The sequence below is a fragment of the Nostoc sp. ChiSLP03a genome, assembly GCF_034531215.2.
In the GTDB taxonomy this organism is placed as follows: Bacteria; Cyanobacteriota; Cyanobacteriia; order Cyanobacteriales; family Nostocaceae; genus Nostoc.
Genome location: NZ_JAVRBQ020000005.1, coordinates 1 through 12,103, shown reverse-complemented (window position 1 = coordinate 12,103; position 12,103 = coordinate 1). Strand labels below are relative to the sequence as shown.

Sequence of the window (12,103 nt, the reverse complement as noted above, 5' to 3'; positions counted from 1 at the left end):
GAAGACACTGTTTGTAGGCGTTTTTTCAGTTCCTCTTCGCTCTCGGCGATCGCAATTTTAAATGGGCGGCTCATGGTTCTGTTAACTTACCTAGTTTGCTTCTCCCCATTATATGCAGATTCATTTTTAATTGGTATAAGTATGACAAATTGATATGGGGATACAAGGGATTATGGGATGAAATAGAATATTTCAAAAATATCAAATTACTTGAATTTGATACTAAAGCTTGTAATATTTACGCTGAATTAGTTAAGCAAAAAATTCGCGTTGGTACACAAGATTTACGCATTGCGGCAATTACGCTGTCAGTTAATGGGATTTTAGTTACACGCAACCGCAAGGATTTTGAAAAAGTGCCTAATTTGTGTTTAGAGGATTGGACTATATCTTAAAATTTATAACCTAAAAAACTGTGTCATCTAGCAATTTTCAGAATTTAATCTAAGTTTGATTGCCAAAGTAGTTTAATATTTATTGAGTTATACTGGACAAATTTTCTTTAATTTTTAGTTTATTTACAATGCTTTTTTCCAAGAGGTGATAGACAAAATGAGGTGTGTTAAAATTAGCTGAATGTAAAAGTTTTTGATAAGCTTGGCAAGCTGAATCATCATTTAAAATCCTGTTATGAATGATTCTTGTCCATTCAGGTGCATCAATTATTTTAAACTTTTAATATTTAATTCCTTAAATCAGGACATTGTTTTATGGAAGGAATAAATCATTTTAAAATAATTCAAGATATTTTAAATAACCATTCAGCTAATGATGTGGTTAATGGAACAGAGGTTCAATTGTTCTTTGAGGCGGAACGCCATCATTATCAAGTCTTAAATATTGGCTGGAAAGAACAACGGAGAATTTATGGAGTTATTATTCATGTTGATATCAAAGACGAAAAAAATTGGATACAAAGAGATGGTACAGAAATCGGTATTGCTAATGAATTAATTGCTGCTGGTGTACCGAAAGAAGATATTGTATTAGGATTTTATGCTCCTTATAAACGCGAATTTACTGACTTTGCTGTTGGATAAGTAGCAGTAAATAAGCAATAGTAATCTTTGCCCTAATCATCCACTATCCGTTAAACTCAGAAATGCTGCGTTATTCCTCATCATGTCCGATTCCCAAACTGTTAGTGCTGCTGTTGCCAAACTCTACAATACCTACCCCTTTCCGCCAGAAGCTTTGTTGGATGAACCACCTCCAGGGTACAACTGGCGCTGGAATTGGCTAGCCGCTCATAACTTCTGTACCGGTCAAAAACCCCAAAGGCAAGATATTCGGATTTTAGATGCAGGTTGCGGTACTGGTGTGGGTACAGAGTACCTAGTTCACCTCAATCCTCAAGCTTCTGTTGTGGGAATTGACCTCAGTACTGGTGCTTTAGCTGTAGCCAAAGAACGTTGTCAGCGTTCAGGGGCTAACCGCGTTGAATTTCACCACCTCAGTTTGTTTGATGTAGAACAGTTAACAGGTGAGTTTGATTTAATTAACTGTGTTGGCGTTTTGCATCATACCCCCGATCCCATTCGCGGAATTCAAGCTTTGGCGAAAAAGTTAGCCCCAGGCGGCTTAATGCACATTTTTGTGTACGGGGAGTTGGGACGTTGGGAAATTCAACTCATGCAAAAAGCGATCGCCCTCCTCCAAGGTGACAAAAAAGGCGACTACCGCGATGGTGTCCAAGTCGGGCGACAAATATTCGCTTCCTTACCAGAAAATAACCGAATTGTCAAATACGATAAACAACGTTGGTCGCTCGAAAACAACAAGGATGAATACTTTGCTGATATGTACGTTCATCCTCAAGAAATTGACTACAACATTGAAACGCTGTTTGAATTAATTGATGCTTCGGGATTGGAATTTATTGGTTTCTCGAATCCGAGCTTTTGGGATTTGGAGAGACTTTTAGGCAAAGCACCAGAGTTAGTAGAACGAGCAAAAGAATTGAGCGATCGCCAGCTTTATCGCCTGATAGAATTATTAGACCCAGAAGTAACTCATTACGAGTTTTTCCTCGGTCGTCCTCCCTTAATCAAAGCCGACTGGTCAGAGGATAATGCTCTACTAGCAGCGATTCCCGAACTGAATCCTTGTATTGAGGGATTTCCCAGTCAATGTTTCTTTAATTACGATTACCAAATTGTGAATTTATCTGTAGCAGAATTTGAGTTTATGCAAAGATGTGATGCTAATGCCACAGTTGCAGAGATATTGACAAATGTAGAATTGGGATTAGATGGGGTAAGAACCCTTTTGCAACAGCAGTTGATTTTATTGACACCTGCTTAGGGAATTCAAGTAAAAAATATCCAATTATTAATTGTGGGATGGGCCTTTCGGTTATCCCACAATTAGATAGTTACCCTACAACAGCCGAACTTGCTACCTTCTCCTGTCTTTGGGAAGGCGGACGCATTCCCAAACCAAGTAAATTCAGCATTTCTCGGTCAGTATCGTAATCTGGACAAGGAGTTGTCACCGTCAACATCTTGTTGTCGTCGCTAGAAAAGATAGAATTGGCTCCTGCCATAAAGCAGAAAGCTTGCTCAACTTGAGAAAGTCTCGCCCTACCAGCGCTAAGACGCACATCGGAAGCTGGCATTAAAATTCTCGCTGTGGCAATCATCCGCACAATATCCCAAATGGGGACATCAGGCTGATTTTCTAAGGGTGTTCCCGGTACTTGTGAAAGAATATTAATTGGCACAGACTCTGGATGGGGATGTAAGTTTGCCAGAGTTTGTAACATCCCAACCCGGTCATCGACTGTTTCGCCTAAACCCAGGATACCGCCAGAACAGACAGTAACATTTGTCTGACGGACATTCTCAATTGTGTTCAAGCGATCGCTATATGTCCTTGTGGTAATAATTGTGCTGTAATATTCCTGCGAGGTATCTAAGTTATGGTTGTAGGCATAAAGTCCTGCTTCTTCTAATTTCCTAGCCTGATTTGCCGTCAACATACCCAGAGTGCAGCACACTTCTAAACCCATTGCAGTCACATCCTTGACCATTTCTAGGACTTCCTCAAATTGTGAGTTATCCCGGACTTCGCGCCAAGCAGCACCCATACAAATGCGACTAACACCAGTTTCTTTAGCTTTTTGGGCGATGTTAACTACCGTTTCCTTTTCTAGGAGTGCTTGCGCCTTTACCTCTGTTTTATAACGGGAAGATTGGGCGCAGTAGCTACAATCTTCTGGACAACCTCCCGTTTTGATAGATATGAGCTTACAAACTTGTATTTTTGTTGGGTCATGATATTGGCGATGCACGCTAGCAGCTTGATAAATCAGCTCTAGCAATAGCGTATTGTAAATCGCCCGAATCTCTAATTCCTGCCAATCGTAGCGTATTCCCACCACATCACTATCCTTCTTGTAGACTGGGTTAAATCTTAAGCTGTCTTTTGCTTAAATCTGCTGCGGTACAGCCTTTGGGCAAAGCTATTTTATCGAAGTTGTACCCTGGACTGTGCTTTATCACCCATTGGCTCTCAATCCTTCCGCTCTAGATATTAGACATCAGCTTATCAAGATTTTGGTTGAATGGCAGATTAAGAGCAAAAATACTCACCCCATCTTTTGTAAAGGGCATTGGGCATAAATATATCTGACTTTTCACGGTATCTGAAAAACCTCTCTCTAAAACTCTCTTCCTTTTAGGAGAGAGACTTTGAATTTTCCCCCTTCCCGACACGGGAAGGGGGTTAGGGGGTTAGGTTTTTGTGGACTTTTCCACATAACGTGAAAAGTCAGATACATATATCTTTTGTCATGCTGGTCAAGAGTTCAAAGTCTCTATAAAATCAGTTAATTGACCCCTGACTCTTGACAAACTTTATGAAAAAATTATGAAACTTGCGTAAGCCCTGATAATAAGACAGCTAATCTAACTGCTGCTAAACCGCAGACTATGAGAGAATTTATAACATTTAGAGAATATTTTGAGAAGAGATCCCGCCGATTAAGTAATTTATGATATCAGAACTGCCAATAATTGCAAGCGATCGCCTATTATTACGAGCAGCGATCCATGAAGATATACCCCAAATTCTCAAGTACTTTATTGATAACAAAACTTATCTTACTCCATTTTACCCTCTTTGGGCTGATGGTTTTTTCATTGAAGAATATTGGCAATATCAGATAGAGAATAGTTTTCTAGAATTTATCAATGGGCAATCCTTAAAACTATTTGTTTTTACCAAAAAAAATCCTACCGTAGTTATTGGAACGATCAACTTTAGCAATTTTGTCCGAGGAGCCGCTCATTTTTGCTATGTGGGATATAGCCTTGCTGAAAATAAACAAGGAAAAGGATATATGACAGAAGGGTTAAAATCTGCAACTCAATATCTATTTGAAGAGTTAAATTTTCACCGAGTTATGGCTAACTATATGCCTCACAATCGGCGCAGTGGTAATGTACTCAAAAGACTCGGTTTTGTCGTTGAAGGATACGCTAGAGACTATTTGCTAATTAATGGGCAATGGGAAGATCATATTTTGACAAGTCTTACAAATCCTTATTGGAAAGAACCTAAAATTTAATAAATGAGAATATTATCAATGTTATTTATTTAATTTATCTATTAAAACTGCTTTTAAATTAATCTATAATTCATAATCATTAACGTTTTTAGTCAATCTATATAAGTAACTAATTTTTAAATTGTACTCAAATACTTATTTATAATTTCTGAGTAATATTCATTTTACAGCTATTCGCAATTTTATCATATTTATATGAGAATGAATTTAATATATTAGGTGTGAATCTCTACAAATTCATAGTAAATTCATCATAAATACACAACAGCTCCACAGGCAAATGCAATAGTAATATTTGTTCGCTAACAAGCTTAGTTACTAAAGTTAGCTTTAGCCGATGTGTCCAATTTATTAAACAGTTGAGGAGTTTTTTTAAATGCTCATTAATTCTATAAAGCGCTTATCTGTCTTTTCTACTATCTTCGCTTTTGCTACCGTCTTGAACGGATTTGTCTTAGCAGCACCAGGCCCAAATCCCAGCACTACACCAGCCTTAAAAACTCAGACTAGTGCTGTATCACACCAGGCAATCAAACTCACAAATCAACAGCGCCTACAAATCCAAGCGGCTCGCCAGCAAAGAGATAAGGATATTGAGGCTTTATTAAACCCGTCCCAAGACACTAAATTTAAGGCTGCACTGCAATCCCGTCAGAGAATCAGAATAGTGTTAAAATCTTTGGATTTGAATCAAGATCAACAGAAACAAGTTCAATCAATTTTGCAAACCTATAACCTGCAAGTGAAAAAAATTCTATCTTCACAGGCATCACAACCAACATCAAAACCAGGAGAAATTGCTTCACCAACATCACAACCAATTAAAAAATAAAAAATCAGTTTTATTTCATTAAGTTTAAATTTTGCAAGACTGGCGGATTTTATCCAAACTTCGATTCAGCCAGTCTTATTTTTTTATATCCAAAACTTTATTGATTTTAGAGGATGTTTGAAAAGTTATGATTGATGTATCAAATATTTGTTACCGCACCCTAACCCTCCACTTTACAAGGGGAAAGAACTGGATTTTTCGGTTTCCCCCTAATACATTGGGGAGATTAAGGGGGTGATTAAAATCACAGTTAACCACTTTTCAAACAACCTCTAAAAGAGCGCAACTTCTTCTATCTGGTGAATAACTTCAGGCAGATAAAGCATAGTTTCATGTAAAGTTTGCTAGTGATGATAAATACAAAACAAAAGCGTTGGAATTTCAAACATAAATGTTAAAATCCAGGTAAAGCTAGAGAGACTGTCATGCAATTAGGGAGCAAACCGAGTCAAATCATCACATCAATATATGCAGTTCCATGTGGCTTATTCGTGTAATAGGCGATTGAAAGCGATTTTACAAGAGCCAATACCTCATGGCAGAGGTAGAAATTTACTCGTGAGCGATTGACACGCGTCTACGAACTGACGCCAGCTTCAGCGTTCTAATTATTCTGAGTTGCCTAACCCAAAACGGGTGTATAAGCTTCAACATTTATAGGGCTTATTCTGTACAAACCACTTTTCACAGGCATCTTTGACAACTTTTCTCTCTTCAGACGACAAAAGCTCATCTGGCTGACCAGAAGCTAAAATTTTAGCGGCAGTAACCGCTTTTTCATATAACACACCGCACTGAACCAGTTCTGTACAAAAGATTTTTTCTCTTTCTTCTACTGGTGTAAAAAAATTACTTGACATTTAGAAAGAAGAATTGTTTAGTTTTGTTTTTAAGAGAATACTTTTTATTACTAAACCTCTTCTTCTATCTAGTGAATAATTTCAGGTAGATAAAGCATAGTTTAATGTAAAGTTTGTTAGTAATAAAAAATACAAAACTGAAATTTATCGTTGATGATTTTATCAGGCAGTTTGATACAACTACAAATTAGTCAGCGTTCTTGCTTCAATTCCACGTTTTCCAAGGTGGCTTACTTCTGCCTGCTGAAGCGCTCCCGATTTTGATCTGGATCGCTTTTTGCGTCTATGCTGATGATGCTGAAGCCAGAGGTAGTATTAAAGAAAGAATGAATTAGCTTTGCTCGTAATGACTCTGGCTGAAACTCCAAACGACAAGAATTCTAGCAATCCTTTTCTCACCCTCAACTACGAAACCGCCTTAGAATCTCTAGGAGGCGACTACTACGATGAGGTTGCAGCAGCGGAATTTCCTCAACACCTCCTGCGTTGGCGTAACGATGAACTATTACCCCGTTTCGGTCTAGACCCCCAAGCAGTCAAAGATGAAGATTTCATCGCAGCCTTTGGCCAATTTCAGGGGCGCAAACCCTTGTTGGCATTGCGTTATCACGGCTATCAATTTGGCGAATATAACGGACAGTTGGGTGATGGTAGAGGCTTTCTCTACGGGCAAGTACGCGCCAATGATGGCGAATTATACGATTTTGGCACTAAAGGTACTGGGAGAACGCCCTACTCCCGTGGTGGCGATGGTATGCTGACGCTCAAAGGTGGGATGCGGGAAGTTCTAGCTGCGGAAGCATTGCACTACTTGGGTGTACGTACTTCGCGCTGTCTGAGCATGATTGAAACAGGTTTACCACTCTGGCGGGGCGATGAACCTTCGCCTACCCGTTCATCTGTGATGGTTAGGATGAGCAGTTCTCATATTCGGTTTGGCACTTTTGAGCGACTGCACTATTTCCAGCGTCCAGATTTAACTAAGAAGCTGTTAGACCACGTAATTGAGCAGTATTATCGACACTTAAATGCTGAAGAAGATAAATATATCCTGTTTTACGCTGAATTAGTTAAACGGGTTGCAGAACTAGTAGCACAATGGATGGCGGCTGGCTTTTGTCATGCAGTCCTGAATACTGACAATATGTCGATTACGGGAGAAAGCTTTGATTATGGGCCTTATGCATTTATCCCTACTTATGACCCATACTTTATCGCTGCATATTTTGATTATTATGGACGCTACTGTTACAGTAATCAACCAATAATTTGCAAGCTGAATTTAGAAATGCTCCAGGAACCTTTAAAGGCAATTATTAATAAAGGCGATATGGAGAATAGTTTAGCTAGGTTTGATGAATATTATCAAGCTGAATACAGTTCTTTGATGTTGAAAAAGTTAGGTTTTGCGGAGTTGCAAAATCCACAAGTTGAAGAACTCTTAAATCTTACGATTGAATTCTTGAAAGCGAGCCAAGTTGGTTATCATCAATTCTTCTATGAGATGGCTCGCACTTTTTCATTGAAATGGCGGGATGAACCAGGTTTTGTAATGAATAATTCAGATATTGTACCAGTACCGGGCGCATCAGCAATTTTTGATGATTGGTGCATAGCATACCACAAAATCTTGAATGATTTTGATAGCGATCGCACCGATATAATTGCCCAAACTCTAGCTATTCATAATCCAAAAACGGCATTATTAAGACCTGTGATTGAATCTATTTGGGAATCAATTGCTCAAGAAGATAATTGGCACCCTTTTTATGAGTTAGTCAAGCAAATTCAGTCTAGGAGATAGTTAAAAAGGGGCAAGGCTTATAACGAAAATCCTTTTTTTCCTTTGCCCCCCTGCTTTCTTGTCAATAGATGCCTTTGGCCTGCGTTTCCATGATAAAATGGGCTATGAGTAGCATTCGCACAGAAAACCGTGCTACTTATATTTTGGGATAATTAATAGTTAATAATGATAACGAGCTTGTAAAAAATTTATTTCATCATCTTCTACAAGATATACAATTCTATGTTCTTGTGTTAAACGGCGAGACCAAGTATTAGGATCTAAATATTTTAAAGGTTCTGGTTTTCCTTTCCCCTTAAAAGGATCTCGGCAAATCTCTTTGACAAGATCCAAAACCTTAAGGGTAACTCGTTGATCGTTTTCCACCCAAAATTTTAAGTCTTCTAAAAATTCAGGTTGAAATACTGTCTTTCTTTGCTTTTGAGTTGCTGGAATTTCTTCTTTTGATTGGTTTTTGAGGTTCTTCTTTTTGGTCAAATCCCAACTCCTTACTAAGATCATCCAAGCTTTGAGATTCCACAACTCTTGATTTAGCTCGATTTAAAGCTGTTAACAAACGTTCAGCGTTACGAGGGGAACGTAAAAGATGAGCAGTTTCTAAAATACTAGAAAGTTCATCAACAGGTATTAAAGCTACACTTTCAGCATTACGACGTGTAATGATTACAAAATCGCGTTCTGAAGTAACTTTCTGGCACAGTTCAGACAGCTTTTCTCGTGCTTGTGTGTAGGTATAAGTATTAGAAACCATAAATATCAAGAGTTTCCTTTGCACTTGTAAGTTAAATTAAGTATATTCTTGCTTAACCTGTACAGAAAGTCTGTACAGGTCGATTGTTCTATGATAGAGTAAAATTTTCAAAAAACCTGGTCAAGCAATTCTGACTAACTAAACTGCTGGGCATAAAACCGCGCATAGCGACGTTCTAGGGCTAATAATTCTTCATGGGTTCCCGATTCGACAATTTGTCCCTGTTCGAGAACTAAAATCCGATCGCATCTTCTAACTGTCGATAAACGGTGAGCAATAATAAACACCGTCCGTTTTTCCATCAATCTTTCCAGCGCTTCCTGTACCAATGCTTCTGACTCTGAATCTAAGGCTGATGTCGCCTCATCAAGAATCAAGATTTGAGGATTGAGCAAAACAGCACGAGCGATCGCAATTCTTTGTCTTTGTCCACCTGATAAGTTTACCCCACGTTCGCCTACCCAAGTCTTATAACCTTCTGGTAGTTGGCTAATAAATTGATGGGCATTAGCAATTTTCGCCGCCTCTTTAACTGCTTTTATGTCAAAAATATATTGTCCAAAGGCGATATTTTGGGCAATCGTCCCGGAAAACATGATGGTTTCTTGAGGAACAATCCCAATTTGTCGCCGCAGACTATGCAGTTTCACATCTCGAATATCAACATCGTCAATGAATATTTGCCCAACTTCGGGGTCGTAAAAACGGGGGAGGAGGTTGACAAATGTGGTTTTACCAGCTCCAGAAGCACCCACAAGAGCGATCGCTTCACCTGGCGATACCAATAAACTGATATCTTTTAATACAGGTTCACCTGGTTTATAGGCGAAGGAAATATGACGATATTCTACCTTGCCATTGACTGGAGGGAGAGCGATCGCATCGTTCTTTTCGATCGTCGTCGGCTGAATTGCCATCAATTCAAAAACGCGGTCAACAGATGCTTCACCCTGCTTAAATTCGTTGTAGTTATTAGTAGTATGACCAATGGGATCGATTAACAGCGCCGCCGCCGCCAGGTAACTGAAAAAATTCGCCACTGTCAAGTTACCTTGGGAAATTTGCCAAGCTCCCACAATCAGTAACGATAACGCACTTAAGGCTTCCAAAAATCCAATGATCGGAATCTGAATCGCTTTCAGGCGTTCGGCTGAGTATTTGGCTTTGAGACTGCGTTCTGCTTCATGGCCAAAACGGGCGATTTCGTAATTTTCAGCAGCAAAAGCTTGCACCAAACGAATACCGTTGAAAACTTCCGTGATGATGGCTGATAAACCCGATACGCGATTTTGACTTTTTGAGGAATATTTGCGTAAGCGTTCGCCAAACCAGCCAACTAAAATACCCATGAGTGGTGCAACTATCACTGTTGCTAATGTTAGTTGCCAATTTAGATAAATCATATAAATCGGAATTGCTAACAACTGCAAAATACAGGGAATAAAGTCGTGAAATACTTTATTTACCACTTCGCCAACGCGGTCAACATCTTCAGTGAGGCGGTAAGATAAATCACCTGCTTTTGCAGTTTCAAAATAGCTGAGATTGAGCTTTTGCAGATGCGCGTAAACTTGCTGGCGGAGATGAAAAGCAACTTGCAAAGCAGCTTTTGCCATGTACATATCTTGTATAGACTGAAACAAACCTCGAACAAGAAATACTAAGGCACAGCTACCAGTTATTTGAGCGATCGCTACTACATTACCTTGGGCAAAAGGAGTTGCCAATTTCCCGGCGAGATTAATTAATACTAATGTCGCCAGCACGTATCCCAAAATACCAATAAGTCCCTTGGTGATAGTTTGCCACTGAAGTCGGATATAAGGCAGTAGTTGCCAGTAATTAGAACGCGTTTTCAAGCTCGAAAGTCCACAGCGATATTTTACTTTGTTTGACGCTAGCAGTTTTTGGGGAGTTTCTAAACAATTAACTAATTAACGTGAGTTCCGATGAACCTCTCCCTCCCAACCTGCCTTTGGGAAACGGAAAGGGAGGAGCCAGAAAAATTCCGCTTTTTGCTCCCCTCTCCGCCTCGGAGAGGGGCTGGGGGAGAAGTCAAATAAGACTTGTCGAACTCACGTTCACTAATTAGTTACAAACTGTTTTAGCGTTCTTCTATGATTGAAGTAGAATGTTCATTCGTGGGGTCTTGCTTTATGAAACTGGAAGAGTATTTCAACACCCTTGCACCAGATGACATTCGACTCAAAGGAACCCGCATTGGCATTGAGAGCATTCTTTACGAGTATATCTATCGCTCTAAAACACCAGAAGAAATTGCCGAACAATTTCATACGGTGACGTTAGAACAGGTTTACGCCACGATTTTGTATTACTTGCATCATCGTTCAGAGGTTGATTCGTATCTGGTAGATTGGTTAGAATTTTCCCGAACCATGCGCGAAGAACAACAGCGAAATCCTTCTCCTGCCAGGATGAGGTTTCGGCGGATGCAGGAAGAAAACGCTTCAAAGCATTTACAGGAAAGCTAATGGCAATCCGGTATCTGTTGGATGAACATCTAAATCCTACATATCGCTCCCAACTTGTGCGGCGCAACCCTGAATTGGTCGTGCGAATTATTGGGGATTTAGATGTGCCATCCAAGGGCACTCCAGATCCAGATACAGCACTTTCGAGGTTTGTGAGGTACATTAAATAATAGTGTATTAAGAACTACAATGAAACCGTACTCAATCGATTTGCGTTCAAAAATAGTAAATGCGTATGAAAGAGGTGATACTTCGGTCAGAAAAGTAGCCGTTCAATTTGGTGTAGCGAAAAGTTATGTACAAAAGCTCCTCCAGCTAAAAAGAACCCAAGGTCATCTAGAACCTAAAAAGCAAGGTGGGACAATGAAGGGTAAATTGGATGAGTACGATAGCGAATTAGCTGAAATGGTTAAAAGCCATCGAGACGCAACTTTATTAGAATACTGTGAGTATTTTGGAGAAAAATATAACGTTTGGGTATGTGCAAGTGTAATGTGCTGTGCATTGCAAAAACAAAAACTAACACGAAAAAAAAGACCGTTAGGAGTAGTCAAGCGAAAACAGAAAGAGTCCAAAGGTTGAGAATAGAGTATTGGGAGAAAGTAAAACAAGTAGACCCAGAAAACCTTGTTTTTATTGATGAAATGGGTGTTTTATATCAAGTTCGGATGAACACTTATAATTAAGCTGCCCTTGTTTTTGGCCACCAGTAGTAGCAAGTTAAACCAGAGATTAAATCATGTTGTTTCATTAGTTCTTGACAACGAAGTAGTAACAAAGCTTCTAGTTCATCT

General features: G+C 39.3%; 14 protein-coding genes. 9 read left to right on the top strand and 5 right to left on the bottom strand.

From position 1 onward, the window contains the following. Nucleotides 1-149: 149 nt before the first annotated feature. The 3 genes from RMY32_RS00635 (at nt 150) to RMY32_RS00625 (ending at nt 2,304) form a co-directional block, all read left to right on the top strand. Nucleotides 150-395: a type II toxin-antitoxin system VapC family toxin gene (locus RMY32_RS00635; protein WP_322713550.1), complete on the top strand. Its 246-nt coding sequence runs from the start codon at nt 150-152 to the stop codon at nt 393-395. Between the two features lie 315 nt (nt 396-710). Further along, the gene (locus RMY32_RS00630; RefSeq protein WP_322713549.1) at nt 711-1,040 is read left to right on the top strand and encodes a XisI protein; all 330 of its coding nucleotides are present in this window, start codon (nt 711-713) and stop codon (nt 1,038-1,040) included. Nucleotides 1,041-1,122: 82 nt separating this feature from the next. Next, nucleotides 1,123-2,304, top strand: a complete 1,182-nt coding sequence (locus RMY32_RS00625; RefSeq protein ID WP_322713548.1) for a class I SAM-dependent methyltransferase — start codon at nt 1,123-1,125, stop codon at nt 2,302-2,304. A gap of 70 nt (nt 2,305-2,374) precedes the next feature. Here the strand turns inward: RMY32_RS00625 and bioB are convergent, their stop codons facing one another. Continuing rightward, nucleotides 2,375-3,382 carry a biotin synthase BioB gene (gene bioB, locus RMY32_RS00620; RefSeq protein ID WP_322713547.1) on the bottom strand — a complete coding sequence of 336 codons (1,008 nt, stop codon included), beginning with the start codon at nt 3,380-3,382 and terminating at the stop codon, nt 2,375-2,377. 612 nt (nt 3,383-3,994) lie between these two features. On the opposite strand from bioB, the gene RMY32_RS00615 reads away from it, so the two are divergent. Then, entirely contained in the window at nt 3,995-4,570 is a 576-nt protein-coding gene (locus tag RMY32_RS00615; protein WP_322713546.1) for a GNAT family N-acetyltransferase, read from the top strand. 376 nt (nt 4,571-4,946) lie between these two features. Beyond that, on the top strand, nt 4,947-5,402 hold the full coding sequence (locus RMY32_RS00610) for a hypothetical protein (RefSeq protein WP_322713545.1): 456 nt from the start codon (nt 4,947-4,949) through the stop codon (nt 5,400-5,402). 647 nt (nt 5,403-6,049) lie between these two features. Here the strand turns inward: RMY32_RS00610 and RMY32_RS00605 are convergent. After that, complete coding sequence (locus RMY32_RS00605) at nt 6,050-6,262, bottom strand: hypothetical protein (RefSeq protein ID WP_322713544.1); 213 nt, start codon at nt 6,260-6,262, stop codon at nt 6,050-6,052. Nucleotides 6,263-6,608: 346 nt separating this feature from the next. Here RMY32_RS00605 and RMY32_RS00600 point away from each other — a divergent pair, with 346 nt between their 5' ends. After that, nucleotides 6,609-8,066: a protein adenylyltransferase SelO gene (locus RMY32_RS00600; RefSeq protein WP_322713542.1), complete on the top strand. Its 1,458-nt coding sequence runs from the start codon at nt 6,609-6,611 to the stop codon at nt 8,064-8,066. Between the two features lie 159 nt (nt 8,067-8,225). Here RMY32_RS00600 and RMY32_RS00595 read toward each other — a convergent pair whose 3' ends face one another. The 3 genes from RMY32_RS00595 to RMY32_RS00585 form a co-directional block, all read right to left on the bottom strand. Continuing rightward, nucleotides 8,226-8,432 (bottom strand): Txe/YoeB family addiction module toxin, encoded by a 207-nt coding sequence (locus RMY32_RS00595; RefSeq protein ID WP_322680486.1) that lies wholly within the window; start codon nt 8,430-8,432, stop codon nt 8,226-8,228. A gap of 25 nt (nt 8,433-8,457) precedes the next feature. Further along, nucleotides 8,458-8,817 (bottom strand): type II toxin-antitoxin system Phd/YefM family antitoxin, encoded by a 360-nt coding sequence (locus tag RMY32_RS00590; RefSeq protein ID WP_322713541.1) that lies wholly within the window; start codon nt 8,815-8,817, stop codon nt 8,458-8,460. Nucleotides 8,818-8,951: 134 nt separating this feature from the next. Then, nucleotides 8,952-10,676 (bottom strand): ABC transporter ATP-binding protein, encoded by a 1,725-nt coding sequence (locus tag RMY32_RS00585; RefSeq protein WP_322713540.1) that lies wholly within the window; start codon nt 10,674-10,676, stop codon nt 8,952-8,954. Between the two features lie 297 nt (nt 10,677-10,973). On the opposite strand from RMY32_RS00585, the gene RMY32_RS00580 reads away from it, so the two are divergent. Genes RMY32_RS00580 through RMY32_RS00570 form a run of 3 tightly spaced genes read left to right on the top strand, consistent with a single transcriptional unit; the run spans nt 10,974 to nt 11,891 of the window. Continuing rightward, nucleotides 10,974-11,309 carry a DUF433 domain-containing protein gene (locus RMY32_RS00580; protein WP_322713539.1) on the top strand — a complete coding sequence of 112 codons (336 nt, stop codon included), beginning with the start codon at nt 10,974-10,976 and terminating at the stop codon, nt 11,307-11,309. Further along, the gene (locus RMY32_RS00575) at nt 11,309-11,479 is read left to right on the top strand and encodes a hypothetical protein (protein ID WP_322713538.1); all 171 of its coding nucleotides are present in this window, start codon (nt 11,309-11,311) and stop codon (nt 11,477-11,479) included. The genes RMY32_RS00580 and RMY32_RS00575 overlap by 1 nt, the downstream gene beginning before the upstream one ends. Nucleotides 11,480-11,498: 19 nt before the next feature. Continuing rightward, entirely contained in the window at nt 11,499-11,891 is a 393-nt protein-coding gene (locus tag RMY32_RS00570) for a transposase (RefSeq protein WP_322713537.1), read from the top strand. Nucleotides 11,892-12,103 lie beyond the last annotated feature (212 nt).